Source organism: Streptomyces daliensis (genome assembly GCF_054782395.1).
This window is the reverse complement of sequence record NZ_BAAGSO010000058.1, coordinates 13,105-38,066: the sequence shown is the minus strand read 5'-3', so window position 1 is coordinate 38,066 and position 24,962 is coordinate 13,105. Positions and strand designations below refer to the sequence as shown.

At 72.4% G+C, this 24,962-nt stretch carries 25 protein-coding genes and 1 pseudogene; 21 read left to right on the top strand and 5 right to left on the bottom strand.

The window, feature by feature from the left end; all coding sequences use genetic code 11:
- Positions 1–107: 107 nt before the first annotated feature.
- The 8 genes from ACYVOO_RS12525 to ACYVOO_RS12490 all read left to right on the top strand — a co-directional run bounded on the left by ACYVOO_RS12525 (position 108) and on the right by ACYVOO_RS12490 (position 4,720).
- Complete coding sequence (locus ACYVOO_RS12525) at positions 108–737, top strand: dihydrofolate reductase family protein (RefSeq protein ID WP_461015730.1); 630 nt, start codon at positions 108–110, stop codon at positions 735–737.
- Positions 738–1,107: 370 nt separating this feature from the next.
- Positions 1,108–1,650, top strand: a complete 543-nt coding sequence (locus tag ACYVOO_RS12520) for a hypothetical protein (RefSeq protein WP_461015729.1) — start codon at positions 1,108–1,110, stop codon at positions 1,648–1,650.
- Positions 1,651–1,841: 191 nt separating this feature from the next.
- A complete protein-coding gene (locus tag ACYVOO_RS12515; RefSeq protein WP_461015728.1) occupies positions 1,842–3,026 on the top strand; it encodes a helix-turn-helix domain-containing protein in 1,185 nt (394 codons plus the stop codon).
- 202 nt (positions 3,027–3,228) lie between these two features.
- Entirely contained in the window at positions 3,229–3,564 is a 336-nt protein-coding gene (locus ACYVOO_RS12510) for a hypothetical protein (RefSeq protein WP_461015727.1), read from the top strand.
- Between the two features lie 26 nt (positions 3,565–3,590).
- The gene (locus tag ACYVOO_RS12505; protein WP_461015726.1) at positions 3,591–3,755 is read left to right on the top strand and encodes a hypothetical protein; all 165 of its coding nucleotides are present in this window, start codon (positions 3,591–3,593) and stop codon (positions 3,753–3,755) included.
- Positions 3,752–4,030, top strand: a complete 279-nt coding sequence (locus ACYVOO_RS12500; RefSeq protein WP_461015725.1) for a hypothetical protein — start codon at positions 3,752–3,754, stop codon at positions 4,028–4,030. The genes ACYVOO_RS12505 and ACYVOO_RS12500 overlap by 4 nt, the downstream gene beginning before the upstream one ends.
- Positions 4,027–4,215: a hypothetical protein gene (locus ACYVOO_RS12495; RefSeq protein WP_461015724.1), complete on the top strand. Its 189-nt coding sequence runs from the start codon at positions 4,027–4,029 to the stop codon at positions 4,213–4,215. The genes ACYVOO_RS12500 and ACYVOO_RS12495 overlap by 4 nt, the downstream gene beginning before the upstream one ends.
- A 16-nt stretch (positions 4,216–4,231) precedes the next feature.
- Positions 4,232–4,720: a hypothetical protein gene (locus tag ACYVOO_RS12490; RefSeq protein ID WP_461015723.1), complete on the top strand. Its 489-nt coding sequence runs from the start codon at positions 4,232–4,234 to the stop codon at positions 4,718–4,720.
- A gap of 166 nt (positions 4,721–4,886) precedes the next feature.
- On the opposite strand, the gene ACYVOO_RS12485 is transcribed toward ACYVOO_RS12490, so the two are convergent.
- A complete protein-coding gene (locus ACYVOO_RS12485; protein ID WP_461015882.1) occupies positions 4,887–6,137 on the bottom strand; it encodes a TerD family protein in 1,251 nt (416 codons plus the stop codon).
- Positions 6,088–7,164, bottom strand: a complete 1,077-nt coding sequence (locus ACYVOO_RS12480; protein ID WP_461015722.1) for a DMT family transporter — start codon at positions 7,162–7,164, stop codon at positions 6,088–6,090. The genes ACYVOO_RS12485 and ACYVOO_RS12480 overlap by 50 nt, the downstream gene beginning before the upstream one ends.
- 145 nt (positions 7,165–7,309) lie before the next feature.
- Between ACYVOO_RS12480 and ACYVOO_RS12475 the strand changes: the two genes are divergently transcribed.
- A complete protein-coding gene (locus tag ACYVOO_RS12475) occupies positions 7,310–7,918 on the top strand; it encodes a TetR/AcrR family transcriptional regulator (protein WP_461015721.1) in 609 nt (202 codons plus the stop codon).
- A 75-nt stretch (positions 7,919–7,993) separates the two neighbouring features.
- On the opposite strand, the gene ACYVOO_RS12470 is transcribed toward ACYVOO_RS12475, so the two are convergent.
- Positions 7,994–8,605 (bottom strand): TetR/AcrR family transcriptional regulator, encoded by a 612-nt coding sequence (locus tag ACYVOO_RS12470; protein ID WP_461015720.1) that lies wholly within the window; start codon positions 8,603–8,605, stop codon positions 7,994–7,996.
- Between the two features lie 97 nt (positions 8,606–8,702).
- On the opposite strand from ACYVOO_RS12470, the gene ACYVOO_RS12465 reads away from it, so the two are divergent.
- Entirely contained in the window at positions 8,703–9,635 is a 933-nt protein-coding gene (locus ACYVOO_RS12465) for a zinc-binding dehydrogenase (protein WP_461015719.1), read from the top strand.
- A gap of 57 nt (positions 9,636–9,692) precedes the next feature.
- Here ACYVOO_RS12465 and ACYVOO_RS12460 read toward each other — a convergent pair whose 3' ends face one another.
- Both ACYVOO_RS12460 and ACYVOO_RS12455 read right to left on the bottom strand, forming a co-directional pair.
- Positions 9,693–9,965 (bottom strand): GlsB/YeaQ/YmgE family stress response membrane protein, encoded by a 273-nt coding sequence (locus ACYVOO_RS12460; protein WP_461015881.1) that lies wholly within the window; start codon positions 9,963–9,965, stop codon positions 9,693–9,695.
- A 172-nt stretch (positions 9,966–10,137) separates the two neighbouring features.
- Complete coding sequence (locus ACYVOO_RS12455; protein ID WP_461015718.1) at positions 10,138–10,947, bottom strand: NAD-dependent epimerase/dehydratase family protein; 810 nt, start codon at positions 10,945–10,947, stop codon at positions 10,138–10,140.
- A 359-nt stretch (positions 10,948–11,306) separates the two neighbouring features.
- On the opposite strand from ACYVOO_RS12455, the gene ACYVOO_RS12450 reads away from it, so the two are divergent.
- The 11 genes and pseudogenes from ACYVOO_RS12450 to ACYVOO_RS12400 all read left to right on the top strand — a co-directional run bounded on the left by ACYVOO_RS12450 (position 11,307) and on the right by ACYVOO_RS12400 (position 24,939).
- Entirely contained in the window at positions 11,307–12,344 is a 1,038-nt protein-coding gene (locus tag ACYVOO_RS12450; RefSeq protein WP_461015717.1) for a 5-dehydro-4-deoxyglucarate dehydratase, read from the top strand.
- Positions 12,344–13,582: a hypothetical protein gene (locus ACYVOO_RS12445; protein ID WP_461015716.1), complete on the top strand. Its 1,239-nt coding sequence runs from the start codon at positions 12,344–12,346 to the stop codon at positions 13,580–13,582. Before ACYVOO_RS12450 ends, ACYVOO_RS12445 begins: the two co-directional genes overlap by 1 nt.
- Before the next feature lie 308 nt (positions 13,583–13,890).
- The gene (locus ACYVOO_RS12440) at positions 13,891–14,670 is read left to right on the top strand and encodes a GntR family transcriptional regulator (RefSeq protein WP_461015715.1); all 780 of its coding nucleotides are present in this window, start codon (positions 13,891–13,893) and stop codon (positions 14,668–14,670) included.
- Positions 14,667–15,593, top strand: coding sequence for a dihydrodipicolinate synthase family protein (locus tag ACYVOO_RS12435; RefSeq protein WP_461015714.1), 927 nt, complete (start codon positions 14,667–14,669; stop codon positions 15,591–15,593). Before ACYVOO_RS12440 ends, ACYVOO_RS12435 begins: the two co-directional genes overlap by 4 nt.
- Positions 15,590–17,392, top strand: coding sequence for an L-arabinonate dehydratase (gene araD, locus ACYVOO_RS12430; RefSeq protein ID WP_461015713.1), 1,803 nt, complete (start codon positions 15,590–15,592; stop codon positions 17,390–17,392). The genes ACYVOO_RS12435 and araD overlap by 4 nt, the downstream gene beginning before the upstream one ends.
- A 256-nt stretch (positions 17,393–17,648) precedes the next feature.
- Complete coding sequence (locus tag ACYVOO_RS12425; RefSeq protein WP_453345138.1) at positions 17,649–18,602, top strand: carbohydrate ABC transporter permease; 954 nt, start codon at positions 17,649–17,651, stop codon at positions 18,600–18,602.
- A gap of 41 nt (positions 18,603–18,643) precedes the next feature.
- Positions 18,644–19,510, top strand: a complete 867-nt coding sequence (locus tag ACYVOO_RS12420; protein WP_453345311.1) for a carbohydrate ABC transporter permease — start codon at positions 18,644–18,646, stop codon at positions 19,508–19,510.
- Positions 19,510–20,784, top strand: coding sequence for a Gfo/Idh/MocA family protein (locus ACYVOO_RS12415; protein WP_461015712.1), 1,275 nt, complete (start codon positions 19,510–19,512; stop codon positions 20,782–20,784). Before ACYVOO_RS12420 ends, ACYVOO_RS12415 begins: the two co-directional genes overlap by 1 nt.
- A gap of 131 nt (positions 20,785–20,915) precedes the next feature.
- A pseudogene (locus ACYVOO_RS12410) lies at positions 20,916–21,755 on the top strand (DUF6807 domain-containing protein); the annotation flags it as partial.
- A 137-nt stretch (positions 21,756–21,892) separates the two neighbouring features.
- The gene (locus ACYVOO_RS12405) at positions 21,893–23,602 is read left to right on the top strand and encodes a glycoside hydrolase family 43 protein (RefSeq protein WP_461015711.1); all 1,710 of its coding nucleotides are present in this window, start codon (positions 21,893–21,895) and stop codon (positions 23,600–23,602) included.
- Positions 23,599–24,939 (top strand): ABC transporter substrate-binding protein, encoded by a 1,341-nt coding sequence (locus ACYVOO_RS12400; protein WP_461015710.1) that lies wholly within the window; start codon positions 23,599–23,601, stop codon positions 24,937–24,939. The genes ACYVOO_RS12405 and ACYVOO_RS12400 overlap by 4 nt, the downstream gene beginning before the upstream one ends.
- Positions 24,940–24,962: the final 23 nt, after the last annotated feature.

Here is a 24,962-nt window from a genome sequence, read left to right as displayed (position 1 = left end):
GTGGCCCGTGCCGTGCCGCGCTGCTCCGCTCAGCTCAGCTGGCACGTCGACGGAGCGGACCGGAACGGCACGGCGCGGGCCACGGACTCCCGAGAGAGGGCCCGGCCATGACGAAGATCACGCTGACCACCTTCCTGACGCTGGACGGCGTCACACAGGGACCCGGTGGCCCGGGCGAGGACCCCAGCGGGGGGTTCGACCTCGGCGGATGGCTGGTCCCCTACGCCGACGAGGACATGGGCCGCGTCATCAGCGGCTGGTTCGAGGCGGCCGACGGCTTTCTGCTGGGCCGCAGGACGTACGAGATCTTCGCAGCGCACTGGCCGCACGTCACCGACGAGAACGACCCCGTCGCGAGCCGCCTCAACTCACTGCCCAAGTACGTGGCCTCCAGGACCCTGCCCTCGGTCGACTGGCACGGCTCGACGCTGCTCTCCGGCGACGTCCCCAAGGCGGTCGCGGAGCTGAAGGCGGAGGGGAGCGGGCCCGGCGGGGAGATCCAGATCCACGGGAGCTGTGTGCTCGCGCAGTCCCTCATGGCGCACGACCTCATCGACGAGTACCGGCTGCTCGTCTACCCCGTCGTCCTCGGCCGGGGCAGGCGGCTGTTCGCGGACGGCACGCTGCCTACGGCGCTGAAGCTGACCGGCTCGCGGACGACGAGCGCGGGGGTCGCGGTGCACACGTACGTGCCGCAGGGGCGGCCGACCTACGGCACGATCGGGACGGAGCCGTAGCCCGGCGCCGTAGTCCTCCGGCCCCTTCGCGGGCCGTGAATCCGCCGCGCGGGGCCGTGAGGTGGGGCGGGGGCCGGTGTGGACGGCGGGGTGGTGACCGCGTGGTAATCCGGACTGCCAGTATTTTTTCGCGAGGGCTCACCACAACCGCCCTTCGTCTGCCACACTATGAGTGAAGGGCCCCGCCGTTCCCCCGTCGGCGGGGCCCTTCTTCATGCCCTGTTGTCTCTATGCCCTGTGTGGTGGGCGTCTTCCCTGCGCACGCGTTACAGGCCTCCTACCCACCAGTCCGACCACGGATTGGCCGCGCCACTCGACCGGGTGATTCCGCGCAAGCTGACGCCGAGCTGCGCGTTACCATCGCCAGGCCATGACCGATTTCGCCGACGAGGCCCGCTCGCGCGAGGCCCGTCTGTTGCGCATGGCGGCTGGCCACACCGATGATCCCGTCGAGGAGGCCCGGCTGCGCGCACAGATCCTGGACTACGCCCAGCACACCCCGGAGCCGCCGAACATGACGCTGCACGGTCTCAGCACGCGGGGCTGCCCGAAGTGCGACCGCACGATGTGGCACCAGAGGTCGGGGAATGATCACTACTGGGTGTGCGCGTCGTGCGGGCATGTCGAGGATCTGGTGATGACCTGCCCGACGTGCGGGGTGCTGATGAAGCCTCCGATCACCTCGTTGGTCGACCGGTGGTCATGCCCCTCGTGTGGGGTCACGGCGGCGAGCGGGGAATCGGCTCAGGAGATTCTGCGCCGCGATGACGAGGTGGAGCGTGCGAAGCGCATGCTGGACGAGGTCATCGCGGAGCGGAATCGGGATCAGGGAGGGGATTGTGGGCCAGAGGATCGCGACGAAGGGCTGCGGGTCGTGCGGCGGGACGATGTACAAGACGATCGAGACGGATGATCAGGGCAACCCGACGGGCGAGTCCCAGTGGGTGTGTTCGAACCCGCAGTGCGGGGCCATGGAGTAGCACGGCTGTGCGTGCCCGGCATGACGAAGGCCCTCACCGGGTGCGGTGAGGGCCAACGACTGTCTCCCGGCGCGGCGCCAGGCGTACGGTTCTGAGTGTCTGACGCTCAGAACGGGAGTCCAGTATGCACGCACTCACGCCGCAGAACACCGGCGCACGTATCGCACGCGCCCGAAAACTCCGCCGTCTGAGCCAGCGCGAGCTGGCCAGCCTCTCAGCCGTCTCCTACTCCACCTTGACGAAAGTGGAGCAGGACCGGCTGCCCGCGAGTCCGAGCGTGCTCGGCGCCCTCGCCCGAGCGCTCTCGATGCCCGTCGAGGACCTCACGGGCCAGCCGTATATAGAAGATCTCCAGGCCGACGCTCTGGACGGGCTGATCCACCCCATCCGCGAGGCGATGAACCTCTATGACGTCGGAGTTGACGTCGAGGTACGGCCCCGTCCGCTCGGCGAACTCGCAGACCAGGCTGAGGCTCTGTGCGCGGAGGTCCGCGCGACCAACATCAAGAAGGTGGCAGCCGAGCTTCCGTCCCTCATCATCGACGCCACGGCCATTGCTCACACCGAGACGTCCGACCGGGCTTGGCAGGTCCTGGCCTCGTCCTACCGCACGGCCTACGACGTGACCGCCAAGTTGGGGTATCTCGATCTGTGCACGGTTGCGCTGGACCGGCTGGACTGGGCGGCGCACCGTGCTTCGGACCCGATCCTGTCCAGCATGCGCCAGTACATGAGGGCCCTGGCTTACCTCCGCTCGGCCGACTACGCAACGGGGAAGCGGCTGATCGCGATGGGCCAGCGGATCCTGGAGCAGGCGCCCGCTGGCCGCGAGAGGGACGTCATCGCCGGGCAGCTACACCTCGGAGCCTCGGTGCTCGCGGGCCGGGACAAGGACAAGGACAAGGCCGAGCACAACCTGTTCGAGGCGGATCGACTGGCCAAAGCGACCGGGCCAGCTGAGAAGGTGCACTGGCTGTCGTTCGGGCCACTCAACGTCGCCGTCCACAAGACCTCGGTGCTGGCCGAACTGGACGACTACCAGGGGGCCGTGGACTCAGGGCAGAAGATCAAGCTGCCCGACACGTGGCCGCGCTCGCGATCCGCTCACCACCATGCGGAGATGGCGCGCTCGCTGATGTGGACAGGGCGCGCGGAGGGTGCGTTCAAGGCGCTTCAAGAGGCTCGGCGGCTGGCACCTCAGCAGACGCGGTACCACCCGACGGTGCGCGAGACGTATGCCCACCTGGACGCCCAGAAGCGCCGTCTACCGGAGACCTTCGCGGGGTACGGGGCGTGGCTGGGGCGATAGCACTGGGTGAAACTGTGGCCCCAACTGTCAGTGAGGACTGATAGTTGGGGCCTATTCGCGCCCCCACGATGTGACGGTCAGCACACGGTCCGTCATGGGGTCTCACATGGGCTTGAACTCCGCTATTGCCGAATACTGGTCACCGCCGTCCGGGGTGGCCGCCGAATTACTGCCCGCTGGGGTCCATTGGGATGGGGTGTGCGTGCCCACATATCTGGGTGACCGCGTCCTGGCCCGGCTCGGGAGAGAGTCGGGCGCGACCATCCGCGACCCCTACGGGCATCGGCTGATCTGGCTGGTTGATCCGCTTGCGACCCGAGGGTGGGTGGTCGCCGCCATCTCGTGCGTGCAATTGCTCAGCGCCACGCAGTACCTGACGGTCCCGCCCGGCTGGTGCACCCGCTCCATGTCCCCCCACTGGCTGAGGCCGTGGGCGGAGCATGGGCTGACCGACGCACGGTTGCTGTACGTGGTGCTGGACGCGGTGATCCGGGCCGAGCACGGGCCTCGCGAGTACGAGAGCGGGGCCGGGCGGTGAGTCCGCGCTGTTTCCGGTGCTGTCGGGTGCCAGGCACGCAGACGGTCCTTGAGCTGTACTCCGGTGACGAGCGGGGCGCGACCCCGCAGACACGTACGCGCATCGTTCCCGTGAAGGTGTGCGACGGGTGCGCGGCCGACATCGCCGCTGAGGACGAGGCCCGCGCCCAGAACCCGGAGGCGGCACCGTGAGCGCGCCGCGTGAGTGCGAGGTGGAGGGCGGCGGCCATGTGGGTCCCGTCATGCGCTACCTGCCCACCGCGCGCTATCCGTGGCACGAGCCGGTGTGGCTGTGCCCCGGGCACGGTGCCTACCTCCCCCTCGCCGCGATCCGCGCAGAGGTCACCGGGGAGACCGTCGCCCGCGCCATCACCGTCTTCACCGGCGCCGGGAAACGGAGCGCCGAACCCGAGCCCGACTCGGAGGCCGAACCGCCGCCCGCCCTGCGGGTGGTGGGTCCGCCGTGAGCGGAGTGTGCGGCCGGTGCGGCTGCTGGACGGCAGAGGGACGCGTCGTCCAGTGGCACAGCCCGGAACAGCCCGTCCTTGCCTGCCCCCTCTGCCCGCCAGGCCGGGCCGAGCAGATCGCCTACGTCGCCGTCCTGCTCGCAATGATCGTTGTCCTCGTCTACGCCACCGCCACCCGCCGCTGAGCCCTGGAGCAGCCCTGTGCCTCGTGACCACACCGTTCTCATCCCCGCCGACCCCGAGGATGTCTTCTACGACCCCCACGGCTGGGCAACAACCTCCGGGTTCCCCGTCGCTGTCCTGGAAGGACAGCAGGCGCGCTTCGTGATGCGCCGCATCCAGGACCGTGCCGTACGGCTGATGTATGAGCTGCCGCAGGGGCCCGCGTTCCTCACCAGCTATCCGCGCCCGATGCCGTCCGGGCAGGTCATCGAGATCATGGAAGGCAACCTCGCGACGCTCCTCACCGGCTACGCGTGCCACGCCCTGCGCCTGCGCGAGAAGGGTGAGCGGATCGCGGTGGACGGCGAACCCCGTGACTGCCTCTCCACCCTGCTCGCACCTCGGCACTGGTGGCAGGCCCGCCACACCCGTATCGGCAAGGCCCTGGAACTCGACGGCCGCACGGTCATCCTCACCGCACCCCTCGTCGGCGGACGCACCCTCCAACTCACCACCGTCGCACCCTGATCGCCCGTCCCCTGGGGAACCGTCGGCAGCGGTCCAGGGGACGGGCCCCGCGTCCGCCTCGGTTGTACGGCGCCCGGCGCCCGGACCCCGCGCCGGGACCGAGGCGGGCACCCCGGCCGTCCGCACCCCCGCCCCGCCCCGGCGCGGACGGCCGGGCTTACTCCCGTTACAGCGCGGCGCCCGCTGGCTTCACCATGCCGCGGACGGTGCGCGAGTCGACGTAGTCGCCGAGCGCCGTCATCTCCCACTCGCCCGAGAACTGGCGGATCAGCTTGCACATCAGGACGCCCGTGCGCGGCTCGGCGTTCGTCAGATCGAAGCGGACCAGCTCCTGGCCCGAACCGCCGTCCAGCAGGCGGCAGTACGCCTTGGCGACCTCGGTGAACTTCTGGCCCGAGAAGGAGTTGACCGTGAAGACCAGCCCGGTGACCTGCGGGGGGATGTCGCCGAGGTGGACGGTGATGACCTCGTCGTCCCCGGCGCCCTCGCCCGTGAGGTTGTCACCGGAGTGCTGGATCACGCCGTTCAGGATCGCGAGCTTGCCGAAATAGCAGGCATCGACCTTCTTGCGGTTGGCGTCGTACGCGATGACGGAGGCGTCGAGATCGATCTCCTTGGCGCGGCGGCCCGCGCGGAAGACGGGCTCCCAGCCGAGGCCCATCCTGACGGAGGTGAGCATCGGCTTGCCGCCCTTGACCAGCGAGACGGTCTGGTGCTTCTGGAGGCTGACCTTGCCCTTGTCGAGGTTGATCTTCCCCGCGCCGGGAGCCGGTGCCGGTGCCGGTGCCGGAGCCGGGGGAGCGGGCGGTGCGGGTGCGGCCTGCGGAGCCGGAGCCGGAGGCGCGGGCGGGGCCGGAGGCGCGGGCGGGGCCGGAGGCGCGGGCGGGGCCGGGGGAGCCTGCGGGGCGGGAGCCGGTGCCGGCGCTGCGGCGGGTTCCTCTACATCGACGCCGAAGTCCGCCGCGATGCCGCCCAGCCCGTTGGCGTAACCCTGGCCCACCGCGCGGACCTTCCACGCCCCGCCCCTGCGATAGACCTCCACTACGACCAGCGCGGTCTCGGCGCCGAGCTGGGGCGGGGTGAAGGTGGCGAGGACGGCGCCCGAGGCGGCGTCGCGGACGGTGGCGGTGGGTTCGGTGCCCGCGAAGGTGCCGCCCGAGGCGTCCAGGCTCGCGGTGACGACGACCTTCTCCACATCGGCGGGCACGGCGGCCGTGTCCACCGTGATGGTGTCGGCCGCGCCGCTGCTGTGGGTCACTCCCTGGCCGCTCGGCTGGTTGTAGAACACGAAATCGGCATCGGAGCGCACCTTCCCTTCGCTGCCGAGCAGCAGACCCGAGACATCGAGCCGGGTGGGTGAGGTGACGTCAACCGCAACGCGGGTCGCGGTCAGGGGAAGGTTCGAGCCAGGAGTCATCGCGGTCATGTCGTTCGTAACGAGCGGGGCTCCTTTGCGGTTCCTTTGCCTCCCCCGTCCGCACCGGCCGACCTGCCGGTTCCGCCTGCCCCGTCCGCGTCGTCGCGGGACTCCGCCGTACGGCCACGACCACGCCCGCCAGCGAGACCGCCATCCCGGCCAGCGCCAGCGGCCCCGGCGCCTCGCCGAACATCGCGTACGCCCACACGGCGGTGGTGGGAGGGGTGAGGTAGATGAGGGCGCTGGTGCGGGTGACGCCGTCGCGGCGGAGGCTGAGCCAGTAGAAGCCGTAGCCGCCGACGGTGGACAGCAGCACCACCCAGGCCACCGCGAGCCAGAAGCCCGCCGTCACCGGAGGGGCCGCGTGCCCAGGACCGGCGGCCAGCGCCACGCCCGTGAAGACCAGCGCGCTCACCAGGCAGTGCAGCGGCAGCGCATCGGTCGCGGGGAGCGGGCGCCGCGCGCGCCGCTCCAGGAAGCTGGCCGCGAGGAGCCCGGCCATCCCGGCGAAGGGCAGCGCGTAAGCCCAGCTCTGCACCGCGGCGGAGGCCGAGAGGTCGTCCCGTACGACCATGGCAACGCCCGCCAGGCCGATGGCGAGCCCCGCCCACTGGCGCCGCGACACCGTCTCGCCGACGAGCCTTCCCGAGAGTGCGCCCGCTGCCAGTGGCTGGAGCGCCGCGATCAGCGCGGAGGTGCCCGGCGGGACGCCGAGGCCGACGGCCCAGACCGTCGAGCCGAGGTAGACGCCCTGGGAGAGCAGCCCGACCACGGACTGCTCCGCCACCGCGCGTGCCGGGAGACGGCGTCGACGCAGCAGCAGCCAGAGGCCGCCGAGCAGCGCCGTCGCGACGAGGAAGCGCCACATCAGGAGGGTGTCGGCGCCCGCGTAGCGGGTGCCGAGCCCGGCGCCTATGAAGCCGGAACTCCACATGACGACGAGACCGGCCGCGACGAAGGTACCGGCAGGGACGACGGCGGCGGCCGGGGCGCGGTCCGCGGGGCCGTGGGGGAGGGCGCCGGGCATCGGGAGGACTCCTCACCGCAGGGCGAGCTGCGTAGGGGCTATCGAGGTAAACCGATCTGTCTACCTCTCGGAGTTGTAGAGTGAACTAGACAGATCGGTTTACCGCAAGGGTGTTTTGCGGACGAGGAGAGGCGGCGGTGCCGGAATGACGGACACGGCGGAGCCGGAGGTGCCGGTGGTCAGGGCCCTGACGCCGGGTGCGCGGAAGATCCTCGACGCGGCCGAGGAACTGTTCTACGGGCGGGGCATCACGGCCGTCGGCGTGGACCTGATCGCGAAGGAGGCGGGGGTCACCAAGAAGACCCTCTACGACCGCTTCGGTTCGAAGGACACGCTGGTCGCGGCGTATCTGAGGGCGCGCGACGAGCGGTGGCGCGAGTGGCTCACGGAGCGGGTGGCCCGGAGCGGTCCGGGCGCGCACGCGCGCACGCTGGCCACCTTCGACGCGCTGGCCGAGTGGATGAGCGAGCGCAATCCGCGCGGCTGCGGCTTCGTCAACGCGGCAGCCGAGCTGCCCGACCCCGGCCATCCGGGACGCAAGGTGATCGCGGAGCAGAAGCGCTGGCTGCGCGGCCTGCTGCGGGGGCTCGCCGAGGAGGCGGGCGCCCGTGATCCAGGGCTGCTCGCGGACGAGCTGGCGCTGCTGCACGAGGGCGCCATGGTGCTGCACGGGCTCGCGGTGGTGGACGACCCCGTACGGGTGGCCCGTTCCATGGCGGAGCCGGCGATGGAACGGGCGGGCTGCGTGCGCTGAGCCTGTCTCTTACGGCTCGATACGGCCCGGGCCGGTTCCGGTGCGCGCGGGCGGGACGGTGCGGTGCGGTGCGGGTCAGGCCGGGAGGGACAGGTCGAGGGCGGCGCTCATGGACGAGCAGGTCCGGCGCAGGAGCGCGGGCAGTTCGCCCGGTGCGCACTCGGGCAGCCACTCGTCCAGGGCGCAGCGCCAGGACGCCACGAAGAACTCGATGAGGAGCCGCAGTTCGAGACCGTCGGGCCCGCTGTGTCCGCCGAGTCTCCGGGTGATCTCGGCCTGGATCTCGGCGCAGTGCCGCAGCGAGTGCCCGTCGAGTGCGGGCGAGCCGTCGATCAGCCGCAGCGTGAGGGGGAAGCGCCGGTACCAGTCCTCGTCCATGCGCTCCAGGGTGGTCAGCATGGCGTCGAGGAAGACGTCGGCCAGCGGCCCGGACTTCTCGGTGCTGTCCAGGACGTCCAGATAGACGTCCCAGAGCTGCTTGACGGCGGTGAGGGCCACGTCCTCCTTGGAGCGGAAGTTGCGGAAGAACGTCCGCCGGGACACCTCCACCCGCTCCAGCAGCGCGTCCAGTGGAGTGCCGTCGAACCCGCGTTCACCGAAGAGCGTGACGGCGGTGTCGGCCAGCGCCTGGCGAGTGCGGAGCTTCTTCCGTTCGCGCAGGCCGACGGGCTGTTCGGAGGGGGTCACCGTCGGCAGTTTAGCAAGCGCGCCGAGACTGCGCATATGCTCTACTGGAGCAAACGCCACACTGTGGCACTTCACGCTTCGTGAAAGAGGTCTTCCCGTGCGCGCACTTGTCGTCGACCACGCCTCGCCCGGACATCTGGCACTGGCGGACGTCCCCGCACCGCGGCCCGCCGCCCACGAGGCGCTGGTGCGGGTCGAGGCGGTGTCGCTGAACTTCGGCGAGGTCCATGAGGCGGTCCGTCCGCAGACGCCGGGCGGCACCGTGCCCGGCTGGGACGCGGCGGGCGTGGTCGTCCAGGCGGCTGCCGACGGCTCGGGCCCGGCCGAGGGGGAGCGGGTCGTCACCCTCGGCGAGAGCGGCTGGGCCGAGCTGCGCGCCGTACCCGAGGCGCTGCTCGGCACCGCACCGCAGGACGCCGACCCCGGCGCACTGAGCACCGTCCCCGTCGCCGGGCTGAGCGCCCTGCACGTGCTGCGCCGGATGGGATCGCTGCTCGGCCGCCGCGTGATGGTCACCGGCGCCTCCGGCGGAGTCGGCCGCTACGCCGTCCAGTTGGCCGCCCGCTCGGGCGCGCACGTCGTCGCCATCAGCCGGAATCCCGCCCAGACGGACGGGCTGCGGGCCCTGGGCGCCGACGAGGTGCACCCGGAGCCTGCCGCCGTGGGGCAGCCCGTGTCCGCCGTTCTCGACAACGTCGGCGGACAGTACCTCGTCGACGCCTTCGCCGCCCTCTCGGCGGGCGGTGTCCTCTACAGCGTGGGCCGCTCCTCCGAGGCCGACGTGGTGCTGCCACCGGATGCCCTGCTGGGCGACGGGGGGCGGCACGACCGGTCGATCCGCACCTTCTTCCTCCTCGGCGACCCCGCCGCCGACTTCTCCGCCGATCTGACCTGGCTGGCCGGAGAGACCGCAGCGGGCCGCCTCGATCCGGGCATCAGCTGGCGCGGCCCCTGGACCCGGCACGCCGAGGCGGTACAGGCCCTGCTCGGCCGTCGGCTGCACGGCAAGGCCGTCCTCGATCTCACGTAACCCGAGTAACGCTCAACCCGGGCAAGGGGCCGCGCGCACTGAGGGGCTGAAGGCGCGTCAGCGGCGGTGGCGTTCGCGGGAGTGGCCGAACAGCAGCCGGTAGGCGATCAGCAGCACCAGCGAGCCCGCGACGGCCGCCACCCACAGGGCGGGGTCGACGAAGTTGTGCTCGACGGGGCGGTCCAGGAACGTCGCGGAGAGCCAGCCCCCGATGAACGCGCCCGCCACGCCTATCAGCGCGGTGCCGACGATGCCGCCGGGGTCGCGCCCCGGGAGGATGACTTTCGCGACGGTGCCCGCGATCAGGCCGAGGATGAGCCAGCTGACGATGCCGGAACCGGCGAGGTCCGAGAGCGCGGAGCCGAGGTCCCCGTCCGTGTCGGCTCCGGCTCCGGATTCGGCGAGGTAGGCGGCGGCGTGCGCGGAGTGCGCGGCGTACATGGTGGAGGGCCCTCCCCGTGGGTGATCGGTTGCCGCTCCATCATGCACGCCGCCTCGCGCGTCAGTGCGGCCAGATGGGCGGGTCCGTGACGAACGTGCCGCCCAGGTAGGCGTGTCCGGGCTCCGAGGGGTCCAGTTCGCCCTGTTCCGCGAGGAGTTTGGCGGCGTACGGCTCGGAGTCGTCCCTTGGCTCGTAGCCCAGCGCGCGGGCCGAGGAGAGGTCCCACCACAGGCGGGTGTTGGCGGACGAGCCGTAGACGACGGTGTGGCCGACGTCCGGCGCGGTGAGCGCGGCGTGGAAGAGGCGGGCTCCGTCGGCGGGACTCATCCAGACCGAGAGCATGCGCACGGTGGTCGGTTCGGGGAAGCAGGAGCCGATGCGTACGGACACGGTTTCGATGCCGTGCTGGTCCCAGTAGAGCTGTGCCAGGTCCTCGCCGAAGCACTTGGAGAGCCCGTAGAAGGTGTCGGGGCGGCGCGGGGTGTCCACGGGGATGAGCGGTTCGCCCTCCTTCGGGTACGGGGTGAAGCCCACCGCGTGGTTCGAGGAGGCGAACACGACGCGCTTGACCCCCTCCTGACGGGCCGCCTCGTAGAGGTGGTACGCGCCCTCGATGTTGGCCCGCAGGATCTTCTCGAACGGGGCTTCCAGCGAGATGCCCGCGAGGTGGATGATCGCGTCCACGCCGCGCACCGCCTCCCTGAGCGCGGCGGCGTCGCCGAGGTCGACGGTGAGCGCTTCGGGCGCCCCCTCGACGGGGCGCATGTCCAGGAGCCGCAGCCCGTACCCGTACGGAGGCAGCAGATCCCGCATCAGGGTGCCGAGGCCACCCGCGGCGCCGGTCAGCAGGACGGTGCGGGGAACAGGCATCGGCGAGTCTCCAAACATGGACGCGATTCATATATGAGGACTTGGACACGCTAGGGAGCGGTCGGGGCCGAGTCAAGGCCCGCGACGGGTGCCGTGCGGGTGCCGCACGGATGCCGTGCGGGTGTCCCGGGAGAGTGCTGACGGGGTTGGGCGCGAGGGGTCAATTCCGGCCGACTGGAGGCGGTTTCGTGCTTGACCGCCCCTGAGTGGCTGTCCTAGCGTGGCGGCGTTCAGAAATATAGACGCAAATCAGAAACGTGCACGTCCGGTCGGGCGGCAGCAGGTGCGGCGGACGCGGCGCGGTGAACAGCGCGGCACAGCGGCCCGGTTCCGTGCCGACCCTCATCAGGGAGCGCTGCATGACCTCACCTTCCTCACCTTCCTCACCCCCTCCGCCTTCCCCGGGCCCGCGCGGGCCCGCGCCGCTCGCGGAGCGCCTCGACGGGCTGCTCTTCTTCCCCGTCACCGCCTACGGGCCCGACGGCGCGCTCGACCTCGACGCCTTCCGCACCCACGTGCGGCGCGGCGTCGAGGCGGGCGCGGGCGCGGTCTTCGTCTGCTGCGGCACGGGTGAGTTCCACGCCCTCGCGCCGGGCGAGTTCCGCGACTGCGTCGCCGCAGCCGTCGAGGAGACGAGGGGTGAGGTGCCGGTCGTCGCGGGCGCCGGTTACGGCACGGCGCTGGCCGTGGAGTTCGCGCGCCTGGCCGAGGAGGCGGGCGCCGACGGGCTGCTCGCGATGCCCCCGTACCTCGTCGTGCCGGGCCAGGACGGGCTGCTGCGCCACTACACCGCGCTCGCCGGGGCGACCGGGCTCGACGTCATCGTCTACCAGCGCGACAACGCGGTCTTCACCCCCGAGACGGTCGTCGAACTGGCCAGGGTGCCCCGCGTCATCGGGCTCAAGGACGGCTACGGCGACCTCGCCCTGATGCAGCGCATCGTCAGCGCGGTCCGCACGGAACTGCCGGGCCGGGACTTCCTCTACTTCAACGGGCTGCCGACGGCCGAGCTGACCGAACCCGCCTACCGCGCCCTCGGCATCACGCTCTACTCCTCCGCCGTCTTCTGCTTCCTGCCCGAGGTCGCCCTCGCCTTCCACCGCGCGCTGACGAGCGGCGACGACGCGACCGTCGACGCGCTCCTCGACGGCTTCTTCCGCCCCCTCGTCGAACTGCGCGACCAGGGGCGCGGCTACGCCGTCTCGCTGGTCAAGGCGGGCGTGCGGCTGCGCGGGCTCGACGTCGGAGAGGTGCGCGCGCCGCTGGCCGAGCCGACGCCCGCGCATGTGAAGGAGCTGGCCGAGCTGATCGAACGGGGCCTGGCGCTCGTCGGGGAGACGGGCCCGCCGCGGCCGGCTCAGTCGGCCCAGTCGGCCCGGGAGAGGGAGGGCGCGTGATGCGGGCCTCCGCCTTCGTCTACCCCTGGGACGTGGTGGGCGACCCGGACGCGCCCGGCCGCCTCGCCGCCCTCGGCGTCCAGCAGGTCACCCTCGCCTCCGCCTATCACTCCACCCGCGCCCTCACCCCCCGCCACCCGCGCCACCGCATCGTCACGGCCCGGCACTCGGCGGTCCTCTACCCGCCTGACCCCGTGCGCTGGGAGGGACGGCGGCTGCGCCCGTACGTGCAGGACTGGGTGGTGAGCGACCACGAGGGCGGGGCCTACGGAGAGGCCGCCGAGGCCCTCGCCGAGGCCGGGCTCGACGTCCACTCGTGGGTCGTGCTGGCGCACAACTCCCGCCTGGGCGCCGAGTTCCCCGAGGTCACCGTCCGCAACGCCTACGGCGACCGCTACCCCTGGGCGCCCTGCGCGGCGCGCGCTGAGGTGCGCGAGTACGCCGTCACGCTCGCCGCCGAGGCGGCCGTCCCACCCGGTGGCCGCACACGGGGCACCGAGCTGGAGTCCTGCGGCTGGTACGGCTTCGCGCATCTGCACGCGCACGACAAGACCGCGGGGGTCGCGCTCGGCGGGGTCGGCCAGTACCTGATGTCGCTGTGCTTCTGCGACGAGTGCAGCGCCGGATACGCGGCGCTGGGCGCGGAGCCCGAGTCGCTGCGGGCCGCCGTGACGGGCGCGCTGGAGCCGCTGTGGGCCGGACGCCGGGATCAGGGTGCCCCCGGGGCCGCCGCCCGTGAGGCGGAGCTGGCCGGGGTCGAGGCGGCGCTCGGCGCCGAGCCGGCGGCCGTCTTCGCGGCCTGGCGCGGCACGGTCGCCGCGCGCTTCCAGCGGGAGGCCGTCGCCGCCGTACGGGCCCGCGCGGGCGCGGACTTCCGGGTGCTGCTGCACGCCGATCCCGCGCCCCACAGGGTCGGCGCCAACGCGGGTGTCGATCCCTCGGACGTGCTGGAGCACGCCGACGGGCTCGTCCTGCCCTGCGCGGGCGGCCAGGGCGAGGGTGCCGCCGCCGAACGCGCCGCCGTGCTGGACCCGTTCGCGCCGCACCGCCGCGAAGGCTCGACGCTCGCGGCCAACTTCACCTTCGTGAAGGGCATGGGCGGCTCGCCCGGCACCCTCGCCGACGACATTCGGCACGCCCGTGAGCACGGCGCGACCGAGGTCAGGCTCTACCACGCGGGGCTGGCCTCGGCGTCGGACTTGAGCGCGGCGGGCGCTGCACTCGCCGCCGTGGGCTGAGCGGGACGGACCGAACGGGCTGAGCGGCGGAGCCCTCCGGGAGCCCTTCGAGCGGGCTCCCGGAGGGTCGCGTAAGACGCCTGGAGAGCGGTCTGTAGTAAGGGCTTGCTGTGCCGCTGGCCTGGTACTTTTCGCGAGTTTTGTCAGATGCGTTGACGAACGCTTGGGGCCGTCCTACTTTTCTGCGCACCGCACCTCGTACGCCATACGCGATACCTCGTACGCGATACGCCGTGCACCGTGCGTCATATATGAGACGCCATATGCGAGATCCGCGAGAGTCACCCAGAGAGACCCTTGAGAGCCGCATGGAGACAGTCCAGCCACCGCAGCCCATCCCGTCCCGCACGCAGTTCGTGCTGGAGGCCGTGAAGCACGCCATCCTCACCGGGCAGTTGTCCTCGGGGCAGCCGCTCGTGGAGACGGAACTGGCGGCACGGTTCGGGGTGTCAAAGACCCCGGTCCGCGAGGCGCTGAAGACCCTCGCGGGCCGTGGGCTCGTCGTGATGAACGAGTACCGCGGCGTGACCGTGCGCACCGTGGACGCGGGCATGGCCCGCGCCGTCTACGACGTACGGCTCCTGCTGGAGCCCGAGGCGCTCCGCCGCGGCGTCATCGCGTCGCGCTCGGCGCTCGGCGGTGCCAGGTCGGCCCTGGAACGGGCCGACCAGGCCGCCGACCGCGCCGAACGCTCCCTCGCCAACCGTGACTTCCACCGCGCCCTCTATCTGCCCTGCGGCAACCCGCTGCTGACGCGGATGCTCGACGAGCTGCGCGACCAGGCGGCGCTGGTCTCCACCGTCGCCTGGCAGGCGGTCCCGTCCTGGGAGCGGGAGGCGGCCGAGCACCGTGAGATCCTCGCCCGCGCGCTGGACGGCGACGCGGACGGCGCGGCGCGGCTGCTGTACGCGCACATCGAAGGCTTCGTGCGGCGCGCCTTCCCCGAGGCGGACGCGGAGGCGGCTCTTCCGGACGAGGCCCCTCCGGGCACGGCTCCCGCGACACCCGCGGCCTCCGCCGCTCCGGCAGATGCCGCCCCGGCGACGGCGGCCCCCGCCGCCCCCACCCGAACGGAGAGACGTCCATGAGCGACCTCACCGCGGCGCGCGACGCGCTCGCCGGGATCGTGGCGATCCCGGTGACGCCCTTCGGGGCCGACGGCGCACTCGACGCGGGCGCGTACCGCGCGCTCTTACGCCGCCTCCTGGACAGCGGCGTCCGGGCCGTCACCCCCAACGGCAACACCAGCGAGTTCTACTCCCTCACCCCGGAGGAGCGGCGCGCCGAGGCCGAGCTGACGGTCGCCGAGGCGGGCGGCGAGGCCGAGGTCATCGTCGGCGTCGGGCACGACGTGACGGCCGCCGTCGCGGCGGCCGAGCACGCACGCGACGCGGGCGCGGGACTGGTCATGGTCCACCAGCCCGTGCACCCCTACGTCGCGCGCGACGGCTGGATCGCCTACCACCGCGCCATCGCCGAGGCCGTGCCGGGGCTCGGGGTCGTCCCGTACGTGCGCAACCCGCTGCTCGACGGCGCCGCGCTCGCCGAGCTGGGCGAGGCGTGCCCGAACGTGATCGGGGTGAAGTACGCGGTGCCGGACGCCGCCCGCTTCGCGGCCGTCGCGCGCGACGCCGGGCTCGACCGTTTCGTCTGGGTGGCGGGCCTGGCCGAGCTGTACGCGCCCGCCTACTTCGCCTGCGGCGCGACCGGCTTCACCTCGGGCCTGGTCAACGTCGCACCCGGCGTCTCGGCCGAGATGCTGGACGCGCTGCGCGCCGGGGACTTCGCGGGGGCCATGAAGGTCTGGGAACGCATCCGCTCCTTTGAAGCCATGCGGGCGGCGGGGCAGTCGGCGCACAACGTCACCGTCGTCAAGGAGGCGCTGGCCCAGCTCGGCCTGTGCCGCCGCGACGTCCGCGCCCCCAGCGCCGAGCTGCCCCCGGCGGAGCGGGCCGAGGTGGCACGCATCGTGGAGGCGTGGGGCCTCGGCGGAACGGAGACCCCGTCATGACCGGGCCCGAAAACCCCGCACTCGACGGGACCTACGCGCACGGCGGCGCCCCCGCACCCGACGGGACCCGCGCACCCGACGGGACGACCCCCGCGCTGCGCAGCGACCAGTGGTACCGCACCGACGGGCTGCGCTCCTTCAGCCACCGGGCCAGGACCCGGCAGCTCGGCTATCTGCCCGAGGAACACCTCGGCAAGCCCGTCATCGCGGTCCTCAACACCTGGTCCGACATCAACCCCTGCCACCAGCACCTGCGCGAGCGCGCAGAGGCCGTGAAGCGCGGGGTGTGGCAGGCGGGGGGCTTCCCCCTCGAATTCCCGGTCGCCACCCTCTCCGAGACCTTCCAGAAGCCCACCCCCATGCTCTACCGCAACCTCCTCGCCATGGAGACCGAGGAGCTGCTGCGCTCCTACCCGGTGGACGGTGCCGTGCTGATGGGCGGCTGCGACAAGACCACGCCCGCGCTGCTCATGGGCGCCGCCTCCGTCGATCTGCCCGCCGTCTTCGTCCCGGCCGGGCCCATGCTGCGCGGCCACTGGCGCGGCGAGACCCTCGGCTCCGGCACCGACATGTGGCGGTACTGGGACGACAAGCGCGCCGGGCTCATCGGCGAGCGTGAGCTGTCCGAGCTGGAGTGCGGCCTCGCGCGTTCGCCGGGCACCTGCATGACGATGGGCACAGCGTCCACGATGACCTCCGTCGCCGAGGCGCTCGGGGTGACCGTGCCGGGCGCCGCCTCGCTGCCCGCCGTCGACTCCGGGCACGCGCGGATGGCTGCGGCCTCCGGGATCCGCGCCGTCGGCCTCGTCCGCGAGGAGGCGCGGCTCTCCCGCTTCCTGACCCGCGAGGCGTACGAGGACGCCATCGCCACGGTCTGCGCGCTGGGCGGCTCCACCAACGCCGTCATCCACCTCATCGCCATGGCGGGCCGCTCCGGGGTCACCCTCACCCTGGACGACTTCGACGCCGTCGCCCGCCGCGTCCCCGTGCTGGCCAACCTCCGGCCAGGCGGCGCCCACCTGATGGAGGACTTCCACTACGCGGGGGGTCTGCCGGGGCTGCTCGGGCGGCTCGGCGAGAAGCACCTCCACCTCGACCGCCCCACCGTCGCCCACGCCACGCTCCGCGAACAGCTCGACGGGGCGCTGGTCCACGACGACGACGTGATACGCGGGCTGGACGACCCGCTCGCGCCCGAGGGCGGAATCGCGGTGCTGCGGGGCAACCTCGCCCCTGACGGCGCCGTCATCAAGCACATCGCCGCCGAGCCCCGGCTGCTGCGGCACACGGGCCCCGCCGTGGTCTTCGACGACTACCGCGCCCTCCAGGCCACCATCAACGACCCGTCGCTCGGCATCACGGCGGACAGCGTGCTGGTGCTGCGCGGCTCGGGGCCGCTGGGCGGTCCCGGCATGCCGGAGTACGGGATGCTGCCGATTCCGGACCACCTCCTTAAGGAGGGGGTGCGGGACATGGTGCGGCTCTCGGACTCCCGGATGAGCGGCACCAGTTACGGCGCGTGCGTGCTGCACATCGCGCCCGAGTCGCACGTCGGCGGGCCGCTCGCGCTCGTCCGCACCGGTGACCTGATCACGCTGGACGTCGCGGCGCGCCGACTGAGCCTCGACGTGGACGACGCCGAGCTGGCCCGCCGCCGCGCCGCGTGGACGCCACCGCCGGAGCGCTACGGGCGCGGCTACGGCGCCCTCTACCAGGAGCACATCACGCAGGCCGACACCGGCTGCGACTTCGGCTTCCTCGCCAGGAAGGGCGAGGTGCCGGAGCCCTACGCGGGCTGAGCCGCCCGTACCACCGCGCGACCGCGACACGGAACGGCCGGGATACCGAACGACGTTCGACGGTGATTCGACACCCCGATCACCGAGCCGCCGCACCACCCAGCACGGCCCCGCACCGCCTCGTACGGCCCCGCACGTCGCGCCACCCAGCACCGCCGCACCGCCGCACCGCACGACCCCGTACCGACGTACAGAACGCACCGTCGCACCGACAGAACCTACGCACCGTCGCACCGACAGAACGGAGCACCGGCAAATGGCCCACGCCGTGCCGACCAAAGCGCCGCCCGGCGCGGCGCCGCGCCCTCCGCGCGCGGCCCGCCGCTCGCGCGTGACCGGAACGCGCGCCCTGCCGTACTGGCTGATCGCCCCGGCGGGGCTGCTGATGCTGGGCTTCATCGCGTACCCGATGCTCAGCGTCCTCTACTACAGCCTCCAGCACTACAACGTGGCCAAGCCCTGGAAGAACGGCTTCGCCGGGCTCGACAACTTCCGGGAGATCTTCACCGCCGACCCGCTCTTCTACGACACGCTCGTCTTCAGCGCCAAGTGGGTCTTCACCGAGGTCGGGCTCCAGTTGCTGCTGGGCCTGATGCTCGCGCTGATCGTCAACCAGACCTTCGCCGGCCGGGGCTTCGCGCGCGCCCTGGTCTTCTCGCCCTGGGCGGTCTCCGGCGTACTGACCACCACCATCTGGATCCTGCTCTACAACCCCTCCACGGGGCTGAGCCGCTACCTCGCCGACGCGGGCATCGGGGAGTACGGCACCTCCGTGCTCTCGGACACCGGAACCGTCTTCTGGGCCGCCGTGGTCGCCGACCTGTGGCGCGGGGTGCCCTTCTTCGCGATCCTCATCCTCGCCGACCTCCAGTCCGTCTCGAAGGACCTCTACGAGGCCGCCTCGGTCGACGGCGCCGGACGCCTGCGCCGCTTCGTGCACATCACGCTGCCCCACCTGCGCGACGCGATCGTCCTCTCCACGCTGCTGCGCGCGGTGTGGGAGTTCAACAACGTCGACCTCCTCTACACCCTCACAGGCGGCGGCCCTGCGGGGCAGACCACCACGCTGCCCCTCTACGTCGCCAACACCGGCATCCAGGGCCACGACTTCGGCTACGCGTCCGCGCTGACGACCGTCGCCTTCGTGATCCTGCTCTTCTGCTCGATCCTCTACCTGCGGCTCAGCAAGTTCGGGGGCGACGACAAGTGACCACCACGCTGACCGAGCGGAACGGCGGCGCCCCCGCCGAACTGCGCCCCCTCGCCGCCGGGAACGGCCGCGCACGCACGCGACGGCGGCGGCCCGTGACCGACGACATCCCGCGCTGGCAGCTCCTGCTGCCCCTCGGGCTGTATCTGCTGTTCACGCTCGTCCCGTTCTACTGGATGCTGCTGTTCGCGCTGCGCCCGGCCGGCTCGACCTCGCTGGTGCCGTGGCCGGTCACCACCGAGCACTTCGAGAAGGTGTGGAACGAGCGCAGCTTCGGGATCTTCTTCCAGAACAGCGTGCTCGTCGGCCTCGCCTCGATGCTGATGACGCTCGTCGTCTCGCTCGCCGGTGGCTATGCCCTCGCCCGCTTCCGCTTCCGGCTCAAGACGCCGTTCATGCTGGCGCTGCTGTGCTCGCAGTTCATTCCGGGCGCGCTGATGCTGGTGCCGCTCTTCGAGATCTTCAAGAACCTCCAGATGATCAACTCCCTGGGGAGCGTCATCATCGCGGAGGCCGTCTTCCAGCTCCCGCTCTCCATGATCCTGCTGAGCGGGTTCGTCAAGAACGTGCCGCCCTCCCTCGAAGAGGCGGCGTGGGTGGACGGCTGCGGGCGCTTCCGCGCGTTCTGCGCCGTGGTGCTGCCGCTGCTGCGGCCCGGGATCATCGCCGTCGGCTCGTTCGCCTTCGTGCACAGCTGGAACCACTTCCTCTTCGCGCTGATGTTCCTCAGCTCGCAGGAGAAGCAGACGATCCCGGTGGGCCTCAACACCCTGCTCGGCGCCGACAGCGTGGACCTCGGCGCGCTCGCGGCGGGCGGGGTGATCGCGGCCGTGCCCGTCGTCATCATCTTCGGCTTCATCCAGAAGTGGCTGGTCACAGGGTTCAGCGCGGGGGCGGTGAAGGGCTGATGACCGAGCGGACGACCGAGCGGACGACCGAGCGGACGACCGAGCGGACGACAAGAGCCGCGACACGGCCGACGGAACCCCTGAGCGTCGTGCTGGCCGGGGCCCGGGGGCACGGCCGCTGGCACCTGCGCAATCTGCGGCGCCTCGCCGACGAGGGCGTGATCCGCCTCGCGGGCATCTGCGACGTACGGCCGCTGCCGGGGGAGGAGCTGGCGGAGTACGGCTTCGACGGCTCGGACCCGGGCGGCACGGAAGCGGGCGGCGCGCCCCTGGAGCAGTCCGCCGACTTCGGCGCGCTCCTCGACCGTACGGGTGCTGACCTCGCCGTCCTGTGCACCCCCATCCAGACGCACACGGCCCTCGCGCTCGCCGCCGCGCGGCGCGGGGTGCACCAGCTCCTGGAGAAGCCACCGGCCTCCTCCTGGTCCGGCTATCTGCGCATCGCCGAGGCGGTACGCGACTCCGGCACCTCCTGCCAGGTCGGCTTCCAGTCCTTCGGCTCGCAGGCCGTGCCCGCCATCCGCACCCTGCTCGACGAGGGCGCCATCGGCGCGGTGCGCGGCATCGGCGCGGCGGGCGCCTGGGTGCGCGACGACGCGTACTGGCGACGGGCTCCCTGGGCCGGGCACCGCGTCCTCGACGGCGAGGAGGTCATGGACGGGGTGCTCACCAACCCCCTCGCGCACGCCGTCGCCACGGCGCTGCGCCTCGCGGGCGCCGACCACGCCGAGGACGTCGCGGGCATCGAACTGGAGCTGTACCGCGCCAACCCCATCGAGGCGGACGACACCTCGTGCGTCCGCCTGCGCACCACGGCGGGCGGCGAGATCACCGCCGCCGTCACCCTGTGCGCCGCGGAGAACCACGAGCCGTACGTCGTCGTGCACGGCGAGAAGGGCCGCATCACGCTCTGGTACAAGCAGGACCGGGTGCTGCTGGAGCGGGACGGGCACGATCCTGAGACCACCGAGCACCCTCGCACCGACCTGCTCGAAGACCTCGCGGCGCACGTACGCGACCGCGCCGCGGGCCGCACGCCCAGGCCCCTGCTCGCCCCGCTGGAACGCGCCGGCGCCTTCATGCGGCTCGTGGAGGCCGTCCGCACCGCACCGGAGCCGCTCCCCCTGCCCGGCTCCGCCTGGGAGCCCGCGCCGGGACGGCGCGTCGTCACCGGCATCGACGGCCTCACCGCCGACAGCGCCGCCGGGCTCTCGCTCTACTCCGAACTACGCGCCCCCTGGGCCGTACCCCCGCTGGAGGTGACCGCTCCATGAACGCGTCACACCGCACATCCCGCGCCACCACCGTCCCCACTGCCGCCACCGTCCCCGCTGCCCCCGCGGGCCCGCCCGCGCCCGGTGCGCCGGGCGCACCGGGAGCCTCGCGCCTGCTCCGTACCCCCCGCATCCCGCGCACGGGCGCGGCCCGCGAGGCGAACCGGACCACGACCGTGCTGCGCTGCGACGGGCGGCCCGTCGCCGGGTACGTGTACCGGCCCCGGCTGCCCGCAGAGCACGCGCCCCGCCCCTACCTCCACCCCGTCCGCACCCTCGGCGGCGTCACCGTCACCGAACTGCGCCCCGAGGACCACCGGCACCACCTCGGCGCGGGGCTCGCCGTCGCGGACGTGGCGGGGTTCGACTTCTGGGGCGGACGCACCTATGTGCGCGGCCGGGGACCCACCGAGCTGGACAACCACGGGACCCAGCGCCACCAGGGCTGGATGCTCTGCTACCCGGACGGCTTCCTGGAGGAGCTGGACTGGGTCGCGGGGGGACGGCTGCTGCTCACCGAGCGGCGCACCGTCGCCGTGCAGCGGCTCTCCGACGACCGCTGGGCGCTCGACTTCACCACCGCGCTCACCAACGCCACCGGCGAGGAGCTGTCCCTCGGCAGCCCCGCCACCAACGGCCGCGCGGGCGCCGGGTACGGCGGCTTCTTCTGGCGCGCGCCCCTGGGCGACAGGGCGCCCTCCGTCTTCACGCCGCACGCCGAGGGCGAGGCGGCGGCGCACGGCCGCACCGCCGACTGGCTCGCGCTCAGCGGCGCCGACTGGACCCTCGTCTTCGCGGGCGCTACCGAGGAGACGCGCGCCGACCCCTGGTTCGTGCGCGCCGCCGACTATCCCGGCGTCGGCTCCTCGCTCGCCTGGGACCGGCCGCTGGCCCTGCCGCCGGGGGAGACCGTCACCCGGCGCGTCGTCACGGCCGTCGCCGACGGGCGGCTCAGCCGCGCCGAGGCGGCGCGCACGGCGGCCCAGCTCACGGACGCGCCGTCCGAGGCGCCGTCCGCCGCGCCGTCCGACACGCCGTCCGAGGCGCCGTCCGACACGCCCGCCGCGTCCACCGGGGCGGCGCGGCGCACCGGCAAGGGGGCCGCCCGATGAGCCGCCCGATGAACGGCACCCCCGCATGGCGGGCCGACCGGGGCGACGGCACCTACCGCAACCCCGTGCTGCACGCCGACTGGTCCGACCCCGACGCCATCCGCGTCGGCGACGACTACTACCTGACCGCCTCCAGCTTCAGCCGCGTCCCCGGGCTGCCGATCCTGCACTCCCGCGACCTCGTCAACTGGCGGCTCGCGGGCCACGCGCTCGAACGGCTCGTGCCCGCAGGCGCTTTCACCGTGCCGCGCCACGACCGAGGCGTGTGGGCGCCCTCGCTGCGCCACCACGCGGGCCGCTTCTGGATCTTCTGGGGCGACCCCGACCACGGCGTCTTCCAGGTCGACGCGGCGGACCCGCGCGGCCCGTGGAGCGAGCCGCTGCTGCTCAAGGAGGGCAAGGGCCTCATCGACCCCTGCCCCCTGTGGGACGAGGACGGGCACGCCTACCTCGTACACGCCTGGGCCAAGTCCCGCTCCGGCGTCAAGAACCGCCTCACCGGGCACCGCATGGCACCCGACGGCACCCGGCTCCTGGACGAGGGCCGCATCGTCGTGGACGGCGACCTCCTGCCGGGCTGGTTCACGCTGGAGGGTCCCAAGCTGTACCGCCAGGGCGGCTGGTTCTGGATCTTCGCGCCCGCCGGAAGCGTGGAGACCGGCTGGCAGGGCGCGTTCCGCTCGCGGGAGTTCGACGGCCCCTACGAGGAACGCGTCGTCCTGGAACAGGGCGACACCCCCGTCAACGGACCGCACCAGGGCGCCTGGGTGGACACCCCCGAGGGCGAGCACTACTTCCTCCACTTCCAGCAGCGCGGCGCCTACGGGCGCGTCGTCCACCTCCAGCCGATGCGCTGGGGGGAGGACGGCTGGCCGGTCATCGGCGACGGCGGCGTCCCCGTCGCCGCGCACCGCAAGCCGTACGGCGCGCCCGCGCGGCCACCGGAGGCGCCGGTCACCGACGACGACTTCCCCGGCGGCCGGTTCGGGCGCCAGTGGTCATGGCTCGCCAACCCCGAGCCCGGCTGGACCGTCCCGCACGACGGCGACGGGCTGCGGCTCGCCTGCGTCCGTACGGACAGGGCCCACGACCTGCGCACCCTGCCCAGCGTGCTGACGCAGCGGCTGCCCGCCGAACGCTTCACGGCGGAGGTGGAGCTGTCCCTCACGGGGGACGGCACGGCAGACGGGGCGAAGGCCGGACTGGCTGTGCTCGGCGACGACTTCGGCTGGATCGGCCTGGAGCGCGCGTACGCGGAGGGCACGCCGGGTGACGGCGCCTCCGGCGCGGGACCGGGGGTGCGGCTCGTGCACCGGTTCGCCGAGTCCGTCGCCGAGCACGAGCGGGACGCGGCACCTTCGCGCCCCGCGCCGTTGGGCCGGGCGCTGCTGCGGGTCGAGGTGCGGGAGGGCGCCCGCTGCCGCTTCTCCGCCGACACCTTCGACGGCACCGGCATGCGGCCCTCGGGCCAGGTCTTCGCCGCGACGCCGTGGCGCTGGGTCGGCGCGCTGCTCGGCCTCTTCGCCACCGCTCCGGCCACCCCGACGTCCACGCCGAAGCCCACGTCAGCAGCCCCGTCAGCAGCCACGCCCGTGACCGCCGCCTTCACCGCTTTCCGGGTGACGGGCCCGGACCCGGACCCGGGCCCGGTGCACCCCCGCACGTCCCACAACGACCCACACCACCGACAGGAGTCCGACCGATGAACAGAGCTGAGAGCCGCGGCAGAAGGCGTGCCGGTGCGGCACTGGCCATGGCGGGGGCGCTGGCCCTGACCGTCACCGCGTGCGGCGACGACGGGAGCGTGTCCGGCAGCGAGGGAGACGGCAAGGGCAAGATCGTCTTCTGGGACAACAACGGGGGCGAGCGCACCGAGGTCTGGAAGGAGATCATCGCCGCGTTCGAGAAGAAGAACCCCGACATCGACGTCGAGTACGTGGGCATCCCCATCAACGACGTCCAGTCGAAGTACGACACCGCCATCCAGGGCGGCGGCGACAGCCTCCCCGACGTCGGCATGGTCGGCACCGCGTACCTGGCGAACATGGTCGCGCAGAACGCGCTCGAACCGCTCACCGAGCGCGTCGACGACAGCCCGCTGGGCGGAAAGCTCGTCACCGGTATGCGCGACAGCGTCTCCGCGGCGGCCGGTGACGGCAAGAAGCTCTACACGGTCCCCACCTCAGCGAACCAGGGCACCCTGTGGTGGCGCACCGACCTCTTCGAGAAGGCCGGACTCGACTCGCCGGTCACGAGCTGGGACGCCTTCTACAAGGCCGCCGACGAGCTGACCGACAAGGACTCCAACAAGTTCGGCTTCACCATCCGGGGCGGCGAGGGCTCCGTCGCGCAGGCCCTGGACATGATGTACGCGCAGTCCGGCATCGACTCCTTCTGGCGCGGCGAGAAGACCACCGTCAACGACCCGGAGAACGTGAAAGCGCTGGAGAAGTACGTCGGCCTCTACAAGAAGGCGACGCCCTCGGCCGACCTCAACAACGACTTCGTGAAGATGGTCTCGCAGTTCGACAGCGGCGAGATCGGCATGCTCCAGCACAACCTGGGCTCCTACCAGGACCACGTGAAGGCGTACGGCGAGGAAAACATCGACGGCGCCCCGCTGCCGCCCAGCGAGGAGGGGCAGCCGCGCACGATCGTGTCCAACCCGGTCGACGGCATGGGCATCTTCAAGAAGAGCGACAACAAGGCCGCCGCCTGGAAGTTCATCGAGTTCGCCACCTCGCGCGAGATGAACAGCAAGTGGAACGAGTCAGCGGGCGCGATCCCCGCGCGCTCGGACGCGGGCGACGACGCCTGGATCCAGAAGGCCCGGCCGACGAAGGCCGCGCTGGAGTCCCTGGACGACCCGAAGACGAAGGTCGTGCAGCTCCCGTACTACCTGCCCGACTGGAACAACATCAGCAAGGCGGACACGGAGCCGAACTTCCAGAAGGTGCTGCTCGGGAAGATGACGGCGAAGGAGTTCGCCGACGATCTCGCGAAGCGGCTGAACGAGGCGCAGGCCGAGTACGAGTCGCGCTGACGCGCGCTCCCGCACGATACGGC

What these genes read in the sequence shown, in the direction of transcription:
- ACYVOO_RS12525 (WP_461015730.1), top strand. Translation starts at nt 108, where the DNA reads ATGACGAAGATCACGCTGACCACCTTCCTGACGCTGGACGGCGTCACA.
- ACYVOO_RS12520 (WP_461015729.1), top strand. Translation starts at nt 1,108, where the DNA reads ATGACCGATTTCGCCGACGAGGCCCGCTCGCGCGAGGCCCGTCTGTTG.
- ACYVOO_RS12515 (WP_461015728.1), top strand. Translation starts at nt 1,842, where the DNA reads ATGCACGCACTCACGCCGCAGAACACCGGCGCACGTATCGCACGCGCC.
- ACYVOO_RS12485 (WP_461015882.1), bottom strand. Translation starts at nt 6,137, where the DNA reads ATGACTCCTGGCTCGAACCTTCCCCTGACCGCGACCCGCGTTGCGGTT.
- ACYVOO_RS12480 (WP_461015722.1), bottom strand. Translation starts at nt 7,164, where the DNA reads ATGCCCGGCGCCCTCCCCCACGGCCCCGCGGACCGCGCCCCGGCCGCC.
- ACYVOO_RS12475 (WP_461015721.1), top strand. Translation starts at nt 7,310, where the DNA reads ATGACGGACACGGCGGAGCCGGAGGTGCCGGTGGTCAGGGCCCTGACG.
- ACYVOO_RS12455 (WP_461015718.1), bottom strand. Translation starts at nt 10,947, where the DNA reads ATGCCTGTTCCCCGCACCGTCCTGCTGACCGGCGCCGCGGGTGGCCTC.
- ACYVOO_RS12450 (WP_461015717.1), top strand. Translation starts at nt 11,307, where the DNA reads ATGACCTCACCTTCCTCACCTTCCTCACCCCCTCCGCCTTCCCCGGGC.
- ACYVOO_RS12445 (WP_461015716.1), top strand. Translation starts at nt 12,344, where the DNA reads ATGCGGGCCTCCGCCTTCGTCTACCCCTGGGACGTGGTGGGCGACCCG.
- ACYVOO_RS12440 (WP_461015715.1), top strand. Translation starts at nt 13,891, where the DNA reads ATGGAGACAGTCCAGCCACCGCAGCCCATCCCGTCCCGCACGCAGTTC.
- ACYVOO_RS12435 (WP_461015714.1), top strand. Translation starts at nt 14,667, where the DNA reads ATGAGCGACCTCACCGCGGCGCGCGACGCGCTCGCCGGGATCGTGGCG.
- araD (WP_461015713.1), top strand. Translation starts at nt 15,590, where the DNA reads ATGACCGGGCCCGAAAACCCCGCACTCGACGGGACCTACGCGCACGGC.
- ACYVOO_RS12425 (WP_453345138.1), top strand. Translation starts at nt 17,649, where the DNA reads ATGGCCCACGCCGTGCCGACCAAAGCGCCGCCCGGCGCGGCGCCGCGC.
- ACYVOO_RS12415 (WP_461015712.1), top strand. Translation starts at nt 19,510, where the DNA reads ATGACCGAGCGGACGACCGAGCGGACGACCGAGCGGACGACCGAGCGG.
- ACYVOO_RS12405 (WP_461015711.1), top strand. Translation starts at nt 21,893, where the DNA reads ATGAGCCGCCCGATGAACGGCACCCCCGCATGGCGGGCCGACCGGGGC.
- ACYVOO_RS12400 (WP_461015710.1), top strand. Translation starts at nt 23,599, where the DNA reads ATGAACAGAGCTGAGAGCCGCGGCAGAAGGCGTGCCGGTGCGGCACTG.